The 16145-nt window shown below is 70.4% G+C and carries 14 protein-coding genes; 6 read left to right on the top strand and 8 right to left on the bottom strand.

Annotation, left to right across the window (positions count from 1 at the left end; genetic code table 11):
- Nucleotides 1-11 precede the first annotated feature (11 nt).
- The 3 genes from AB0N66_RS09200 to AB0N66_RS09190 form a co-directional block, all read right to left on the bottom strand.
- The gene (locus AB0N66_RS09200; protein ID WP_365430923.1) at nt 12-2084 is read right to left on the bottom strand and encodes a transglycosylase domain-containing protein; all 2073 of its coding nucleotides are present in this window, start codon (nt 2082-2084) and stop codon (nt 12-14) included.
- A 701-nt stretch (nt 2085-2785) separates the two neighbouring features.
- Nucleotides 2786-3544, bottom strand: a complete 759-nt coding sequence (locus AB0N66_RS09195; protein ID WP_365430613.1) for a TIGR03943 family protein — start codon at nt 3542-3544, stop codon at nt 2786-2788.
- A complete protein-coding gene (locus tag AB0N66_RS09190; protein WP_365430611.1) occupies nt 3541-4560 on the bottom strand; it encodes a permease in 1020 nt (339 codons plus the stop codon). The genes AB0N66_RS09195 and AB0N66_RS09190 overlap by 4 nt, the downstream gene beginning before the upstream one ends.
- 193 nt (nt 4561-4753) lie before the next feature.
- Between AB0N66_RS09190 and AB0N66_RS09185 the strand changes: the two genes are divergently transcribed.
- Genes AB0N66_RS09185 through AB0N66_RS09165 form a run of 5 tightly spaced genes read left to right on the top strand, consistent with a single transcriptional unit; the run spans nt 4754 to nt 9511 of the window.
- Nucleotides 4754-6262, top strand: a complete 1509-nt coding sequence (locus AB0N66_RS09185) for a cytosine permease (protein WP_365430609.1) — start codon at nt 4754-4756, stop codon at nt 6260-6262.
- Nucleotides 6259-6822: an isochorismatase family cysteine hydrolase gene (locus tag AB0N66_RS09180; RefSeq protein ID WP_365430607.1), complete on the top strand. Its 564-nt coding sequence runs from the start codon at nt 6259-6261 to the stop codon at nt 6820-6822. Before AB0N66_RS09185 ends, AB0N66_RS09180 begins: the two co-directional genes overlap by 4 nt.
- Entirely contained in the window at nt 6819-7526 is a 708-nt protein-coding gene (locus tag AB0N66_RS09175) for a GntR family transcriptional regulator (RefSeq protein ID WP_365430605.1), read from the top strand. The genes AB0N66_RS09180 and AB0N66_RS09175 overlap by 4 nt, the downstream gene beginning before the upstream one ends.
- Before the next feature lie 51 nt (nt 7527-7577).
- Nucleotides 7578-8582, top strand: a complete 1005-nt coding sequence (locus AB0N66_RS09170) for an ADP-ribosylglycohydrolase family protein (protein ID WP_365430603.1) — start codon at nt 7578-7580, stop codon at nt 8580-8582.
- Entirely contained in the window at nt 8579-9511 is a 933-nt protein-coding gene (locus tag AB0N66_RS09165; protein WP_365430601.1) for a PfkB family carbohydrate kinase, read from the top strand. Before AB0N66_RS09170 ends, AB0N66_RS09165 begins: the two co-directional genes overlap by 4 nt.
- On the opposite strand, the gene AB0N66_RS09160 is transcribed toward AB0N66_RS09165, so the two are convergent.
- A complete protein-coding gene (locus tag AB0N66_RS09160; protein ID WP_365430599.1) occupies nt 9487-10749 on the bottom strand; it encodes an alpha-L-fucosidase in 1263 nt (420 codons plus the stop codon). The genes AB0N66_RS09165 and AB0N66_RS09160 overlap by 25 nt on opposite strands.
- A 218-nt stretch (nt 10750-10967) precedes the next feature.
- Here AB0N66_RS09160 and AB0N66_RS09155 point away from each other — a divergent pair, with 218 nt between their 5' ends.
- Nucleotides 10968-11381, top strand: a complete 414-nt coding sequence (locus tag AB0N66_RS09155; protein WP_365430597.1) for an SseB family protein — start codon at nt 10968-10970, stop codon at nt 11379-11381.
- A gap of 6 nt (nt 11382-11387) precedes the next feature.
- On the opposite strand, the gene AB0N66_RS09150 is transcribed toward AB0N66_RS09155, so the two are convergent.
- The 4 genes from AB0N66_RS09150 to AB0N66_RS09135 are packed head-to-tail and all read right to left on the bottom strand — an operon-like array spanning nt 11388 to nt 16084.
- On the bottom strand, nt 11388-12761 hold the full coding sequence (locus AB0N66_RS09150; protein WP_365430595.1) for an FAD-linked oxidase C-terminal domain-containing protein: 1374 nt from the start codon (nt 12759-12761) through the stop codon (nt 11388-11390).
- Entirely contained in the window at nt 12758-13948 is a 1191-nt protein-coding gene (locus AB0N66_RS09145) for an acyl-CoA dehydrogenase family protein (RefSeq protein WP_365430593.1), read from the bottom strand. Before AB0N66_RS09145 ends, AB0N66_RS09150 begins: the two co-directional genes overlap by 4 nt.
- Nucleotides 13945-14967, bottom strand: a complete 1023-nt coding sequence (locus tag AB0N66_RS09140; protein ID WP_365430591.1) for an ABC transporter substrate-binding protein — start codon at nt 14965-14967, stop codon at nt 13945-13947. The genes AB0N66_RS09145 and AB0N66_RS09140 overlap by 4 nt, the downstream gene beginning before the upstream one ends.
- Before the next feature lie 16 nt (nt 14968-14983).
- Entirely contained in the window at nt 14984-16084 is a 1101-nt protein-coding gene (locus AB0N66_RS09135; protein WP_365430589.1) for an LLM class flavin-dependent oxidoreductase, read from the bottom strand.
- Nucleotides 16085-16145 lie beyond the last annotated feature (61 nt).

The raw sequence follows: 16145 nt of genomic DNA, 5'->3' as shown, positions 1-16145 counted from the left end.
CGCGGCTCGCGTCAGCTGAGCGGGCTGGTGGCGCTCGACCAGATACCGAAGGGAACGTCGGTGGCGGGGGAGCCCGCCACCCCCTTCAACGGCAGCGGTTCGAGGCTCTTGGTCAGATCCATGCGGTAGATGACGATCGCCGTCGACACCGACGCCTGTGTGCCGACGTACCAGGCGGCCGTGTCCTTCTCGGTGGTGCCGCCCTTGCCGGCGACCTGGGCCGTCTCCTCAGCCGCGTCGGGGTGCTGGGTGACGAACGACTCCGTGAGCGCCTCGGTGACCTGGCCGGCGACCTTGGAGCTGATCGCGCGGTCCGACGCGGGCTTGTCCAGGAGGACATCGGTTCCGTTGCGGGTAATGCGGTGTACCGAGTACGGCTCTGTGTGGATGCCCTCGGCCGCGAACGTGGCGTAGGAGTCGGCCATTCGGATGGCGCTGGGCGTCGAGCTGCCCAGGGTCAGCGCGGGTACCTGCGAGCCCATGCTGGACGGCAGCATGCCGGCCGCCTGAGCCGTGAGGCGGACCTTGTCCAGTCCGGTGTCCATGCCGAGCTGCATGAACGGGGCGTTGACGGAATTGGCGAGAGCCTTGTGCAGGGAGATCTGCCCCCAGGACGTGCCGTTGTCGTTGTGGGCGGCGACCTTCTTGCCGCTGCGGTCCCAGTAGGGGCCCTCGGGTGTGCTGACAGGCACGTCACTGTCTCCGTTGTACAAGGAGTCCGGGCTGACAGGAGTCGCCGGCGCGCCCCGTTCCGTGCTGACCCCGTTTTCCAGGCCGGCGGCGTAGACGAACGGCAGGAACGCCGAACCGGCAGGGACTGTCGTCGCGTTGGACTCGTTGAACCCCTGCTTGCGGTGGTCGGGGCCGCCGTAGACGGCGAGGATCCGGCCGTCGTCGGCGACCGAGGCGGCGCCGTAGTGCGCGGTCTTCGCCGTCGAGGCGTCGCGCTCCTCGGCATCCTTGCGGGCGCTGGTGACGGCCTTCGTGAGGGCGTCCTCGCGCTTACGGTCAAAGGTGGTGTAGATCTGGTAGCCGCCCAGGTCGAACTGCTTGTCCGAGATATCCGCGGCCCCCTTGGCGTACTTGGTCGCCAACTCGACCAGATAGTCGCTCTGGTGGCCGGTGTCGTAGACCTGGGACTGCTTCAGGGGCTCGGGGAAGTCCTTGTACTTCGCGCGCTCCGTCGCCGACAGCTTGCCGATCTCCACCATGCGGTCGAGGATCCACGACCACCGCTCGACGGCGCGGTCGTGGTTGCTCGCACTCAAGGCGGGGTCGAAGAGGCCCGCTCCCTTCAACAGGGACGCGAGGAACGCGGCCTCACTGACGTTGAGTTCGCTGACCTCCTTGCCGTAGTACGCCTGCGAGGCCCGCTGGATGCCGTAGGTGCCCCGGCCGAACCAGCTGGTGTTGAGGTAGCCCTCCAAGATCTCGTCCTTGCTGAGCTGCTGGTCGAGCTTGATGGCTATCGTGGCTTCGGTGAGCTTGCGGCTGACCGAGCGGTCCTGGGACAGGTAGACGTTCTTGACGTATTGCTGGGTGATGGTCGAACCGCCCTGCGTGTCGCCCTTGCCCACCGTGTTCCACAGCGCGCGGGTGACGCCGCTGAGGGAGACTCCGGGGTCGGAGTAGAAGTTCGCGTTCTCCGCTGCCAGCACGGCCCAGCGCACGTCCTCGGGGATGTCCTCGAGGGGCATGTCCTGCCGCTGCACCCAGCCGGTACGGGCCATGGGGGTCCCGTCCGACCAGAAGAAGACGTTGTCCTGCTGGGTGGCGTACGTGTTGAGGTCCTCGGGGATGTCCGTGGTGACGTAGAGGATGGCCAGCAGGGAACCGGTCACCGCGAACAGCGTCAGGCAGGCACCCAGCCAGTGACGCCAGGACGGTATCCATCGCCGCCAGCCGGTGCGGCCCGGTCGCGGGTAACGGGGACGAAGGCGGCGGGTCGCGGGTGCGATGCCTTGGAGGACCGGCGCAAGGCGTGCGGTGACGCTTGCCGCGACGCGGCGTGCGGCTGTGGGTGGCGCGGGTTTGCGCCGTGGGCCGGGGCGAGGCGCTGTGGGCCTGCGGACCACCCGGAGCATGATGGTGGAGTCCGGGTCCGCCGGTGGCGCAACGGAGGAGCCTGCTTTGTCCTGCGCGTCGGGTTCATTGCCGGGCGCGGGAGGAGGGGAACCGGCCTGGGGATGCGAGGAGTCCGCCTCGGGGCGCGGGGAGTCGGCTGGGGGGTGAGAGGAGTCCGTCCCCTCGACGCCGTTGCGGCTGTTGCCATGGCGAAACCTGGCCTGTCTCGCTGCGGCCAGGCGGCGGCCCAGGCTGCTGCCTTCCTCCGGCCTAGTCATGGACAGCTGCCGGACGTGAGCCCCCTCCGGGGCGCACCTGATGTGTTCGCTGCCGTGGCCTGGCCATGCCTGCGTCTCCCTCCGCGCTCGTGCTTGCTCGCGCGGGTAGATGCAGCTGCCGCAAATGCGGCTGCGACCCCCCTCCCCGACCTTTCGGTACATCGCGGCTTCCATAAATTATCAGCGGTATCTGTGACCTCTTCGGTCGGATGCGGGACAGAATGTGGCCAACAGTGATCCATTTGTGTCGGATGCAGAGTTTTCGCGAAAAGTAAGGCCGGACGGCTCGCCCGGACGTCGCCGGGCGGAGAGGCGAGCAGGCTTGAAGATCGGCTGGAATTGATCGGGTGCCAAGAGGACTTGGCCGGTGCCAGGAACAGGCACGGCATTGAGGGCCGGGCGAACCGATACGCGTACGTGGCCGGATGAGCGGCCGAAGGAACTCAGTTGTTCCAGCTCTCGTCGTACGGATCGCGCGGTGCCGTGACCGGCTTGGCCTCGCTGACCTTGATGAAGGGGATGACACCGTCGTTGACGGGGTCCTTGGTCTGCTTGCTGGTGTAGGTGCCGGTGACCTCGAGCCAGGAGTCGGGTTGCAGGACCGGAGGAATCGTTCCGGTCAGGCCGATCTTGACGGGCTGGGCGTCGGCGGCGCAGCAGTTGAGGGCCATGCGGACGAGGTAGGGAGTGCCGTCGTGGTCCAGGGCGATGAAGCCGGTGACCTTGATCCGCCGGTCGCCGAGGGTGTGCCCGTGGTCGTAGGCCGCGCGGCCGGCGTAGTCGACCAGGCTGAGCGGAAGCGGGTCGGTGGCGGGCAGGGTGGCGTAGCCGAAGGGGGGCTGCAGGGCCGTGCCCGTGCGCATCGCGCTGTAGGAGCCCAGGGCGGGCGGGGCGACCAGGATGAGGGCGAGCAGGGGGAGGACCAGGAGCCAGGCGATGCGGGGCTCGCGGTGGGCGTGGCCGTGGGCGTCGTCATGACCGTCGTCTTGTGCCTTGTCGTCCCGGCCCTCGCGGTGGGCGCGCCCCTGCCGCAGCTCGTACCACACCGTGGCGATGGCCGTGACGATCAGGACGACGCCGGCCCCCAGCAGCAACGGGCGCAACCCGGCCTTGACGTACCGCAGATAGAGGTCGCTGGAGCCCGCCTTCAGCACCGCCGCGCCGACGAGGAACAGGACGGCCGCCTGAGCCTGCCGGTTCACAGCAGCACCGCCCCGACGAGCAGCGACATGAGGATCGCCAGGGTGAAGGTGGCGGGGGCGAACCGCAGGGCGAATCCGCGGCCGAACGTGCCGACCTGCATGGCGAACAGCTTCAGGTCGATCATCGGCCCGACGACGAGGAACGCCAGCCGGGCGGTGAGCGAGAACTGGGTCAGTGAGGCGACCACGAAAGCGTCGGCCTCGGAGCAGATCGACAGCAGTACCGCGAGGATCGCCAGGGCGAGGACGGACACCAGGAAGTTGCCCGCCGCGGCCTGCAGCCAGCTCTCCGGCACGACGGCCTTGAGTGTGGCCGCGGCCATCGCGCCGACGACGAGGAAGCCGCCCGCGTGCATCACGTCGTGCCGTACGGACCCCCAGAACGCGGCGCCCCTGCCGAGCCCTTCGTGTGCCGGGCGCGTCGGCGGGCGCAGCCAGTCCGCGCGCCCCAGCCGCTGCCAGAGCCAGCCCATCGAGCACGCGACGAGCAGACTCGCCACGAACCGGGCGAGGACCATCTCCGGATTGCGCGGGAACGCGACCGCCGTGGCGGTCAGCACGATCGGGTTGATCGCCGGTGCGGACAGCAGGAAAGCCAGCGCCGCCGCGGGCGTGACGCCCCGGCGCACCAGCGCCCCGGCCACCGGAACGGAGGCGCACTCGCAGCCGGGCAGGATCGCCCCGGCCATCCCGGCGACCGGCACCGCGAGGGCGGGCCGGCTCGGCAGGGCGCGGGCGAAGAACGAGGGCGGGACGAACACCGCGATGACCGCCGACAGGAGTACCCCGAGGACGAGGAAGGGGAGAGCCTGGATGATCACCGCGACGAACACGGTCATCCAGCTCTGCATGACCGGCGCGGACAACGCCTGCCGGATCGATCCCTGCAAGGTGACCAGCAGAAGCAGGACCATGGTCAGGACGAGAGGGGAGCTGAAGTGCCAGCCCCGCCGGCCCTGCGGGTCGCCCGCGTCGCGGTGCTCGACCGGGGGCGGGGCCGGCTTGGTGATGGTCACGAGTGAGGTACCTCCGGTAAGGAAGGGCTCGGTGGCTTGGTGCCCCTCCACCCTTCAGTACGCCGGTTCGGGCACAGCTTCTCATCGCGGCGGGCAACGTCCGCGGGCCGGTCCCCGGTTCGCTCGCACCCCTTGACGACGACGGGCGGCCGACCTAGCCTCCACTGGACACGTCTAGACAGGTAGGTCGAAGATGACGGACTCCCGAGACTCCTCCGAGAACAGCCCCGAGAACAGATCCGGGGGCAGGCAGCTCCAGGTGGAGAAACATGGCCTCGACGTGATCGGCGACGCCGAACGGAAGGGCACTCCACGGACCCTGTTCTGGCCCTGGTTCGGAGCCAACGTCTCCATCCTCGGGCTGAGTTACGGTGCCTTCGCGCTGGGCTTCGGTATCTCCTTCTGGCAGGCGTTGATCGCCGGAGTGCTCGGCATCGTGTTCTCCTTCCTGCTCTGCGGCTTCGTCGCCGTGGCGGGCAAGCGCGGGTCCGCGCCGACCATGGTGCTCAGCCGGGCCGCGTACGGCGTACGCGGGAACCGGCTGCCCTCGGTGATCTCGTGGATCCTGACCGTCGGCTGGGAGACCGTGCTCTGCGCGCTCGCGACGATGGCCACCGCGACCGTCTTCGGGCGGCTCGGCTGGGGCGGCGGCACGGAGACGAAGGTGATCGCCCTCATCCTGGTCGGCGCGCTGATCGTGGTCGGCGGTGTGATGGGCTTCGACCTGATCATGCGCCTACAGACAGTGATCACCGTCGTCACCGCGGTGCTCACGGTCGTCTACATCGCGCTGGTCGCCGACCACATCCACTGGAGCGCTGTCAGCGCCGTACCGTCGGGCTCCGCGCAGGAGTTCATCGGCGCGCTGGTCTTCATGATGACCGGCTTCGGACTCGGCTGGGTCAACGCCGCCGCTGACTACTCCCGCTATCTGCCGCGCGGATCCTCCAGCCGGGGCGTGATCGGCTGGACCACCTTCGGCGCCTCGGTGGCGCCCCTGCTCCTGCTGGTCTTCGGCCTGCTCCTCGCGGGCTCCTCCGGCGACCTCAGCAAAGCCATCGCCATCGACCCGATCGGCGCGCTGACCACGATCCTGCCCACCTGGTTCCTGGTCCCCTTCGCGATCGTCGCCGTGCTCGGCCTGGTCGGCGGGGCGGTCCTGGACATCTACTCGTCAGGTCTGGCCCTGCTGTCCGCCGGGCTGCCCGTGCCGCGCTATCTGGCGGCGCTCGTCGACGGAGTCCTGATGATCGCGGGCTCGGTCTACATCGTCTTCCTCACCGACAACTTCCTGGGCCAGTTCATCGGCTTCCTCACCACACTGGGCGTTCCCGTCGCCGCCTGGTGCGGGATCATGCTGGCCGACCTCGCGATGCGCCGCCGCGACTACGACGAGCGGGACCTGTTCCGCACCGGCGGCCGGTACGGCGACGTCGCGCTCCAGCCGCTGCTGCTCACCCTCGCCGGCACCGCGCTCGGCTGGGGCCTGGTCACCAACTCGGCCGCGAGCTGGCTGGACTGGCAGGGCTATCTGCTCGACCCGTTCGGACTCGGCGGCAAGACGGGCGCCTGGGCCTACGCCAACCTGGGTGTCCTGGTCGCACTCGCCCTCGGTTTCCTCGGCACGCTGGCGCTCGGCCGCGGCCGGGTGCACGCCCAGGAGCGGCAGGACCCGAGCGAGGAGGTGCTCAGCGCCGCATGAATGCCGAACCGGTTCACGGACTGCTCACCGTCATCGACATGCAGCGCGTGTTCGCCGAGCCCGACAGCCCCTGGGCGACGCCACGCTTCGACGAAGCCGCCCAAGGCGTACGTCGACTGCTGCCGGCCTTCGGTGACCGCGTCACGTTCACCCGCTTTCTCGCGCCGGAGAAACCCGTCGGCGCCTGGCGTGCGTACTACGACCAGTGGCCGTTCGCGCTGCGGCCGGCCGACGACCCGCTGTGGGAGCTGACGGACGAATTCGCCGAACAGGCGCGGCACTTGGTGGATGCCACCACCTTCGGCAAGTGGACCCCCGAGCTTGCGGCGCGTGTCGCCGCCGACGGGCGGCTGGTCCTGGCCGGAGTGAGTACCGACTGCTGCGTCCTGTCCACCGCCCTCGCCGCCGCCGACGCCGGAGCCGAGGTGCTGGTAGTGGCCGACGCCTGCGCGGGCGTCGACGACGACTCGCACGCCAAGGCCCTCCATGTGCTCGATCTGTACCAGCCGTTGATCCGGGTCGTCACCGTCGACGAGATCCTCGCCGGAGGTGCGGCATGACCGGAATCCCGCTGAAGCACCAGCAGATCACCGAGGAACTCGCCAAGGAGATCCGCAGCGGACACCGGCCGGCGGGGGAGCAGTTGCCGGGCGAGCACGCCCTGGCCCAGCGTTTCGGCGTCAGTCGCACCACGGTGCGCGCCGCGCTCGCCGAGCTGAACGACGCCGGCCTGATCGCCACCCGGACAGGCAAGGGCTCGTACGTACTCTTCGACGGCCGCCCACTCGACGTCGGGCTGGGCTGGGCGCATGCCCTGGCCGTCCAGGGCATCGACACGCGCGTTCGGACACTCGCGGTCAGCGAAGTCCACGACAAGGAGCTGGCCGGTCAACTCGCTCTGGACATAACGACGTTCATACGGGTCGAGCGGATCCGGGAGCTTGTCGCCGACGGCTCTGTGATCTCGTACGAACGCAGTTGTCTGCCGCCTGTTCCCGGTGTCAGGGAACTTCCGGGGCGCGGTCTCGGCGACCTCTCCCTCACCGAGGTGCTCCGGCAGGCCGGGCTCCGCCCCGACCACGGCGAACAGCGGCTGGCCGGGCGGCGGATCGACGTCCGGGAGGCGGAGGTGCTGCGCCGCGAACCGGGCGACTGGTTCCTCGACACCCGGCGCACGAGCCGCGCGGTCGACGGCTCCTTCGTCGAACATGTCGCGAGCCTGCTCGACCCCGAACACTTCCAGCTCTCCCTCGAGTTCGGCTGATCACTGACAGACAGTCCTTCGAACTCGGCCAACCCCATACGGAAAGTGCCCATGACCCTCCAGAGCCGCGCCGCCGGAGCCCTGTACGGGCTCGCCCTCGGGGACGCACTCGGCATGCCGACCCAGATGCTGTCGCGCCCGCAGATTCTCGCGCGGTACGGGCCGGTGCTGACCGGGTTCCACCCCGCCGACCCCGACCACCCGCTGGCCGCCGGGATGCCGGCCGGGGCGATCACCGATGACACCGAACAGGCTCTCCTGCTCGCTCAGTTGCTGCTTGATGGCAAGGGGAGTATCGACCCGGCGGAGCTGGCCCGGCGGCTGGTGGCCTGGGAGGAGGACATGCGGGCCCGTGGCTCGCTGGATCTGCTCGGCCCCTCCACCAAGCGCGCTGTCGAACAGGTCCTGGCGGGTACGCCCGTGGACGAGGTCGGACGGTACGGCACCACCAACGGCGCGGCGATGCGGATCGCGCCCGTGGGTATCGCCGTGGCCGCGGCGGATCCGGTCGCGCTGGTGGACCGGGTCGTGGAGGCCAGCCGGCTGACCCACAACACCGGGGTCGCCCTCGCGGGCGCGGCAGCCGTGGCCGCCGCGGTCAGCGCGGGACTTGACGGTGCGTCGGTTCCGGAGGCTGTCGAAGTCGCCGTGTCGGCTGCCCGGTCGGCGGCGGACCGTGGCCACTGGGTGGCCGCTGCCGATGTGGCCGAGCGGATCGTGTGGGCCACCGAGCTCGTACGAGGTCTCGATGAGGCCCAAGTCTGCGACCGGGTCTACACGTTGGTGGGCACCAGCCTCGCGACCCAGGAGTCCGTGCCCGCCGCCTTCGCCGTCCTCGCGGCCCACCCGGACGACCCGTGGCGGGCGACGCTGCTCGCCGCGTCCGTCGGCGGCGACTGCGACACCATCGCCGCGATCGCGGGTGCCGTCGGCGGCGCCTGCCACGGAGTGGACGCCTTCCCGGCCGACGCCCGGACGACCTTGGTGCGAGTGAACCCGCACCTGGATCTGGACGCGACCGCCGCCGCGCTCCTCACCCTGCGAGGCCGGCCGTGAGCCGGCTCCTGCATCTCGGCAACGTGATGATGGACCTGGTCCTGGAAGTTCCGGCGCTGCCCGAGCGCGGTGGCGACGTCCTCGCCACCCGCACCGACCGGACGCCGGGCGGCGGCTTCAACGTCATGGCGGCGGCGGCCCGCCAGGGACTGCCCGTGACCTACGCGGGAGCCCACGGTACGGGTCCCTTCGGAGACCGGGCCCGGAGCGCGCTCAACGCGGAGGGCATCGATGTCCTGCTGGCCCCCCGCCCGGACCTCGACACCGGCCTCTGCGTCTGCCTCGTCGACGCCGAGGGCGAGCGGACTTTTGTCACGAGCCCAGGCGCCGAAGCCACGCTGTCCTTCACCGATCTCGCCGAACTGCGGCCAGAGGCAACCGACTTGGTCTACGTCTCCGGCTACGGCCTGATGTACGAGGCCAATCGCGCCGCGCTCGTCGAATGGGTGCCCCTGCTGGACCCGGCCGTCACGGTGATCGTGGATCCTGGTCCATTGGTGGGTGAAATCCCTCTTGAGGCGCTGGAGTTGCTCATGGCCAGAGCCGACTGGTGGAGCTGCAACGCCCGCGAAGCCGCGCTGCTCACGGGAGTCGACGACCCTGCCGCCGCGGCTCACGCCGTGCGGTCCCGTCTGACGCGCGGCTCGGCCCTGATCCGTACCGGACCGGACGGCTGCCTCCTGCACCACGAAGGCACGCTCACCGCGGTCCCCGGATTCGAGGTCCGGGCCGTCGACCTCAATGGCGCGGGCGACGCGCACACCGGCGTCTTCATGGCCGCTCTGGCGGGCGGTCTGCCCCCGTCCGACGCCGCCCGTCGCGCCAACGCGGCCGCCGCGATGGCGGTCACCCGGTCCGGGCCCGCCACCGCGCCCGACGCGCACGCGCTCGACGAGTTCCTCCGTCAGTCGCGCCCGGCGCCCCGGTAGAGGTCCAGCTCCCCGTCCAGTTCGACGGCCAGCACGGTGGCGTACTCGTCGAGGTCGGCCGAGGCGGGAGCGTCGATCCAGGTCACGCCGGGTACCTCGTCCAGGCCGCCGGTGATGTGGTGACCCAGTTCGGTGCCTGTGCCCAGCACGGACACCCGGCGCACCGCGTTGCGCAGGCCACGGATCGACACGGCATCGCGCGGTGCGTCGAAGCAGGTCAGGTACAGCGTGCGCCGGTCGGCGGACAGGGTGCTGGGGCCGTAGTGGTGGCCGGCCGGCAGCCCGGCGACCGTCCCGTACACGGCGTCGGCGTGCTTCGCGATCCACGCGCCGAGGCCCTCCAGGCGTTCGACCTGCTCCGCGGGGATCGTCCCGTCCTCCATCGGGCCGACGTCGAGCAGCAGATTGCCGCCCATGCCGATCGTCTCGGTGAAGTAGCGCACCAGCTGGCGTACCGACTTGTGGTCGTGGTCGGTGGGCCGGTAGCTCCACGAGTCGTTGATCGTCAGACACAGCTCCCACGGGCCGTCCGGGGCGTGGAGCGGGACGCCCTGCTCGGGGGTCGCGTAGTCGCCGTGACTGAGCATGCGGGCGTTGAGAACGGTGTCCGGGTTGCCCGCGAGTACCAGCTCGGCCAGTTCGCGCATCCGCCACTGGTCCTCGGTGCGCTCCCACTCGCCGTCGAACCAGAGGAGGTCGGGGCGGAAGCGGTCGACGAGTTCGCCGACCTGGCCGTCGCGGTGGGCGAGGTAGCGCTCCCAGGCCACCGGGTCCTCCTTGCCGGGCTCGGCGTGGGAGAAGGGGCTGGGGGGCTCACCCGGCCTGACGTGCCGGATGCTCGGGTAGTCGGGGTGGTTCCAGTCGGAGTGTGAGTAGTACAGGCCGACCTTGAGGTCCTGCTCGCGCAGGGCGTCGACGAAGCCGGTGACGAGATCCCGGCCGGCGGGCGTGTCCCGGACCACGTCGAGACCGCGGTGGCCGGTGTCCCACAGGGCGACGCCGTCGTGGTGCTTGGTGGTCAGCACCGCGTACCTGGCGCCGACGCGGGCGAACAGCTCCGCCCAGCCGGTCGGGTCGTAGCGCGCGGCGGTGAAGCGGTCGAGCTGTTTCATGTACCGCTCGTGCGTGACCTCGCCCGTGTAGAAGGACCAGGACTCGGCCCATCCGTCCACGGCGTAGATGCCGTAGTGGATGAAGATGCCCAGCTTGGCATCGGCGAACCAGGGTTGCATCGGCATGTGCCCAAGCTAGGCGCGGGTGCGCGGCCCGCGCGTGGGCGTCGGTCACCACTACTGGTCGGTTTTCACCCTGCGGCCCGGACACTGGGGGATCCCTGGTCGAGGTCGGCGGATGAGAAGGGTGAGGAATGGCCTGTTCCTGGGTGGGTACGCGAAGAGGGTGTGCCTGGGGCGGACCCCGTCCCAGGCGGCCCGTCCGCACTACCCCGGGATTTGCTATGGACACCCCTTTGAACAACCACACCACGCCCACGACACCCGCCCAGGAGGCGTTGGACGTCCTCGCCCGGAACACCGAGGACGCGGTGGCCCTGGACACGCTCGCCGGCAGCGATGTGCTTGTCCCCGTGCCCGACGACGTCAGCGAGGAGGACGTGGCCGACCCGTCGGCCGTCGCGCTGCCCGTCCTGGAGGCGCCGGGCGGTGAGCAGGTCGTGCCGGTCTTCACCTCGGAGCTGGAGATGGCCGAGCTGCTCCCGTCCGTCTCCCGCTACCGCATGGTGCCGCTGGGCGCCCTCGCCTCGCAGTGGCCGTCCAGCGACCTGGCGCTCACGATCGACGGCAGTTCGCCGCACGGCCTGACCCTCACCTCCGAGGGTGTCCGCACCCTGCTTGTCAGGCCCCAGGCGTAGACCTGTCTAGAGGCTCTTGCCGGGATTGAGGATCCCGCGGGGGTCGAAGGCGTCCTTCAGGCGCCGTTGCAGCGCGTGGGCCGCGGGCCCCAGTTCGTCCGCCACCCACTGCCGCTTCAGGATCCCCACCCCGTGCTCGCCCGTCAGCGTGCCGCCGAGGCGCAGGGCCAGCGCGAAGATCTCGCCGGCCGCCTCCCAAGCGGCGTCCGGCAGGACGGGCAGCGACGGGTCCACGACGATGATCGGGTGGAGGTTCCCGTCCGCGGCGTGCGCGATCGTGAAGACGGGCACGTCATGGCGCGCGGAGATGGCGCGGATCTCACGGGCCGCCTCCGCGAGGCGGGAGCGGGGTACCGCGATGTCCTCGATCAGCGGACGGCCCAGGCGCTCCAGCGCCGGCAGTGCGAGGCGGCGGGCGGCGAGCAGCGCGTCGGCCTCGGCCGGGTCCGCCGCCGTCTCGACCGTCGTGGCCAGCGGTGCCAGCAGCCGGGCGACCGTCTCGGCCTCGATCGCCGCACCCGCACCGTCGCACTGCACGAGCAGCAGGGCCGCACCGCGCTCGCGCAGCGCGGGGTCGATGGCGTGCAGTACCGGCCCGTCGACCAGCTCCGCCAGCGCGGGCTCGACCCCGGCCCGCCCGATCGCGTACGAGGCCTCGGCGGCGTCCTCGAAGGAGGCGAAGTACGCGGCGAGCGTGGCCGTCGCCACCGGAACGGGCCGTAGCCGCAGTGTCGCCGACGTGATCACGGCGAGGGTGCCCTCGGAGCCGGTGAGCAGCGCCGTGAGGTCGTAGCCGGTGACGCCCTTGACGGTACGGCGGCCGGTACGCACGACGGTGCCGTCCGCGAGCACCGCCTCAAGACCGAGCACGCTGTCCCGCGTCACGCCGTACTTGGCGCAGCGCAGACCGCCCGCGTTGGTCGCGATGTTGCCGCCGATCGTGGAGATGGCCGCGCTGGCAGGATCGGGCGCGTAGCGCAGACCGTGGGCGGCGGCCGCCAGGTCCAGCTCGGCGGTGATCACACCGGGTTCGACGACGGCGAGCTGGTCGTCCGGCGACAGTTCGAGGATGCGGTTCATCCCGGACAGGTCGAGGACGAGTGTGCCCTCGCCCGCTGTCGCGCCGCCCGACAGGCCGGTGCCCGCGCCGCGCGGCACCACCGGCACGCGCAGTTCGTGCGCGTGTCGGAGGGTGACGGTCACGTCCTCGGTCCGTCGGGCGTGCACGACAGCCAGCGGGCTACCGTCGAGGCGGGTGCCGGAGCGGTCGGTGGCGTGCGCGGTGAGCGTGGCCGGGTCCGTGGTGAGCCGGTCGGGCGGCAGATCACGGGCGAGGAGGCCCAGCAGCTGGGCCGAGGCGGTGATGGCTGGTGCTGTCATGGGATCAGAGCCTTCGTGTCGGTCAGCGCCTTCGTGTCAGTCGGCGCCTTCGCTTCCCCCGGCGCTTTCGTTCCGTTCAACGCTTTCGTTCCGATCGCGAGCAGGGAGATGTCCTCCTGGGGTGCGTGCACGGGCGCGCACTGGATGTCGCGGAAGTGCCGTTCCAGGGGGTTGCCGCGGGCTAGACCCGGGTTGCCGAGCAGCCGTACGGCCAGTTCAACGGCTCGCACGCCGTGCCGGTCGGCCAGCACGCGCGCGCCGAGCGCCTGTTCCGGGGTGTACGACGAGTCGCCCGCGTCGACCAAAGCGGCGCCGCCGAAGACCAACTGCTCGGCGGCGGCGAGCAGTACCTCGATCTCGCCGGCCGTCCGCCGGAAGCGTTCCGTACGGGCCACCGGATGACCGAGGTTGGCCGGGACGCGTGCGTGCGCGAAGGTGTGGAAGAAGGCCTGCGCCGACCGGGCGACTCCCAAGTAGAGGGCGGCGAGCGGGAGATGGAGAGCGGCGCCCGCGCGGTTGTCCTGCTCGGAGGCGGGGCCGTGCGGGCCCAGGCCGATGACGTGCTCGTACGGGATCTCCACCTCGCGGAAGGTCACGTCATGGCTGCCGCTGGCCCGCAGTCCCAACTGGTCCCAGCTGCCGCTGATCTCGATGCTGGGGGAACCGCCAGGAACCAGAAAGGTGCCGACGCGCGGTTCCGGTTCGTCCGTGGTGGCCCACACCAGGAACCAGTCGAGCCCGTCGGCCCCCGTCACGAACCGCTTGGTGCCGCTGACCGACCAGCCGTCGGCGGTGCGCCGCGCGAGCGTGGCGGGCAGACCGCCCCGCGCGGGGGAGCCCAGATCGGGCTCCACACGCGCGTGGTTGATGAGAACGGGCCGCTCCGCGGACTCCTTGAGCACACGCGCGTACAGCTCGTCGGGCCAGTGCGGCTGGACGGCCTGCCGGGCGTGGGTGTTGAGGGTCATCGCCGTGATCAGGGCGACGGAGGGGTCGCCCTGGCCGAGGGTGTGCAGGATGTGCGCGGTCTCGGCGACACGGCCGCCCCGGCCGCCGTAGCGTTCGCCGACCGTGGCGGTGAGGAGTCCGGCCTCGTGGACGGCCTGGACGGACTCGGTGGGGAAGGTGGCCGACCGGTCGTATTGGGGGGCCAGTTCGGCGAGGAGTGCCGCTACCTGCGAGGTCACAGTGTCTTCTTCAGGTCGGTGGTCAGGGCGGTGTTGAGCTTGGTGGACCAGAAGGACTTGACGTCCAGGTGCGACTTCAGCGCGCCCAGTTCGGTGAAGACGTCCGCCACTTTCTGCTGGGAGGCGATCGCGTCGTCGCCGACCGTCCTGGCCTGCGTCGGACGCTGGGCCTGCTGGGCGAGGAAGTCCTTCTCCGCCTGCGCCTCGGGCTGGTGGGTTGTCTCCGCGATCACCTTGGCGAATTCGCTCTGGTGCCCGTCACGGACGTACGCGTACGCCTGGCTGATCCGGGCGATCAGATCGGTCGCCGCGGCACTCTGGGCAGAGCTGTCCAGGACGCTGTCGCGCGCCGACCAGAGGAAGTTGCCGGACAGGATGTCCTTGCCCGAGCCGACCGTGGTGGCGCCCCGCTGGTGTGCGGTGATGATCGAAGTGCCGTAGGAGGCGAAGGCGTCGATGCCGCCGCCGTTCAGGGCCGCGAGCCCGTCGTTGGGGAGGAGCGGCTTGGCATCGATGTCGGACCACTTCAGGCCGGCCTGCTTGAGCAGCTCGTACAAGAAGTAGTGCGCGGTGGTGTTCTGGACGTAGCCGACCTTCTTGCCCTTCAGGCCCGCGATGTCGGTCACCTGGGAGCCCTTGGGGACGACGACCTCCTGATTGAGGGTCGAACCGCGCTGTACGGCGACCACCTTGAAGTTCGGTTTGCCGTCGGCCGCCGCGAAGACCGGCGGGATCTCGCTGGAGTAGGCAAGGTCGAGCGCTCCCGCCCGGACGGCCTGGAGCTGCTGGTCACCGCCCTGGAAGACGCTCCACTTGACCTTGTACGGGGTGTCGTCGAGGTGGGCGAACTTGAGGACCGCCTCCTCGGTCTTCCAGCCGGTGGCGCCGACGCGCAGGGTGACCGTGGAAACGTCGGACGACGACTCGGCCTGCGCCTGGCTCCCGCAGGCGGCGGTCAGCGCGAGGAGCAGTACGGCGGCGGTCGTACGCAGGGTGCGCTTAGGGGTACGAGAGAACACGGAAGCTCCATGGGGTTCAGGCTGCCTGGGAGGTGGCGGCGCGGTGGGCGAGTTCCTGCCGGACCAGCGGGAGGACGTAACGGGCGTAGTCGATCGCGTCGTTGAGCGGGTCGTAGCCGCGGATCGACAGCAGGTCGCAGCCGATGTCGACGTAGTCGAGCAGCGCCTGGGCAACGGTCTCCGGGGAGCCGACCAGCGCGGTCGAGGCGCCGGCGGCGTTCGTCGCGATGGCCGGGGCCGTCCACAGGCAGCGGTCGTGGACCTCGCCGCGCTCGGCGATGTCCAGGAGCCGCTGCGAGCCGACGTTGGCCGGTCGTCCGGTCGTCCTGTAGTGGCGCAGCTTCTCCGTGCCGGCGGCCTGTTCCTTGAGCACGCCGAGGGTACGGTGCGCCTTTTCCCAGGCCAGCTCGTCGGTGGGCGCGATGATTGGGCGGAACGACACCCAGATACGGGGGTGGGGGCGCCCGGCGGCGTCGGCGATCGCGTTGACGGCGGCGATCTGCTCGGCCGTCTCCTTCAGCGGCTCGCCCCACAGTCCGAAGATGTCGCCCTGCTGCCCGCCCACCCGGTACGCGTCCTGCGAGGAGCCGCCCACCGAGATCGGCACGAGCCCGTTCACCGGGCGTACGTCGGAGTGGAAGCCCTCGAACTTGTAGTGCTTGCCCTCGTGCGAGACCGGCCCGTCCGCCGTCCACACCTTCCGCAGGATCTGGATGTACTCGTCCGAACGCTCGTACCGCTCGGTCTTGTTGAGGTAGTCGCCCTCCCTGTGCTGCTCCTCGTCACTGCCGCCGGAGATGATGTGAACGGACAGGCGTCCGTTGCTGATCCGGTCGAGCGTCGCGAAGGCGCGGGCCGCGTGGGTCGGGAAGATCACGCCGGGCCGGTGTGCCAGGACCGGGCGGATCCGCTCGGTGTGGTTGACGACGAACTGGGCGAGCTGGAGGGCGTCCGGTGAGGCCGAGTGGTAGGCGACCAGTGTGTGGTCGAAGCCGCCGTCGTCCAGGGCGCGGGCGTAACGGCGTACGTAGTCGGGATCGAAGCCGGTGCGCGCGCTGGCGGCGGGACCGCTGGCTCCCGAGTCGGTGTGGACGGCGCTGATGAACTCTACGGGCATGATGAACTCCTGGTGGTCAAAGGCGACTTGATGCCAGAGGCGATGTGATGTCGAAGGCGCC

Source organism: Streptomyces sp. NPDC093544 (assembly GCF_040683495.1).
Taxonomy (GTDB): Bacteria; Actinomycetota; Actinomycetes; order Streptomycetales; family Streptomycetaceae; genus Streptomyces.
Note: the sequence above shows the minus strand (reverse complement) of the source record. Positions and strands in the feature narration are given on the sequence as shown.

What these genes read in the sequence shown, in the direction of transcription:
- AB0N66_RS09200 (WP_365430923.1), bottom strand. Translation starts at nt 2,084, where the DNA reads ATGCTCCGGGTGGTCCGCAGGCCCACAGCGCCTCGCCCCGGCCCACGG.
- AB0N66_RS09155 (WP_365430597.1), top strand. Translation starts at nt 10,968, where the DNA reads ATGGACACCCCTTTGAACAACCACACCACGCCCACGACACCCGCCCAG.
- AB0N66_RS09135 (WP_365430589.1), bottom strand. Translation starts at nt 16,084, where the DNA reads ATGCCCGTAGAGTTCATCAGCGCCGTCCACACCGACTCGGGAGCCAGC.
- AB0N66_RS09160 (WP_365430599.1), bottom strand. Translation starts at nt 10,749, where the DNA reads ATGCCGATGCAACCCTGGTTCGCCGATGCCAAGCTGGGCATCTTCATC.
- AB0N66_RS09185 (WP_365430609.1), top strand. Translation starts at nt 4,754, where the DNA reads ATGACGGACTCCCGAGACTCCTCCGAGAACAGCCCCGAGAACAGATCC.
- AB0N66_RS09180 (WP_365430607.1), top strand. Translation starts at nt 6,259, where the DNA reads ATGAATGCCGAACCGGTTCACGGACTGCTCACCGTCATCGACATGCAG.
- AB0N66_RS09170 (WP_365430603.1), top strand. Translation starts at nt 7,578, where the DNA reads ATGACCCTCCAGAGCCGCGCCGCCGGAGCCCTGTACGGGCTCGCCCTC.
- AB0N66_RS09175 (WP_365430605.1), top strand. Translation starts at nt 6,819, where the DNA reads ATGACCGGAATCCCGCTGAAGCACCAGCAGATCACCGAGGAACTCGCC.
- AB0N66_RS09150 (WP_365430595.1), bottom strand. Translation starts at nt 12,761, where the DNA reads ATGACAGCACCAGCCATCACCGCCTCGGCCCAGCTGCTGGGCCTCCTC.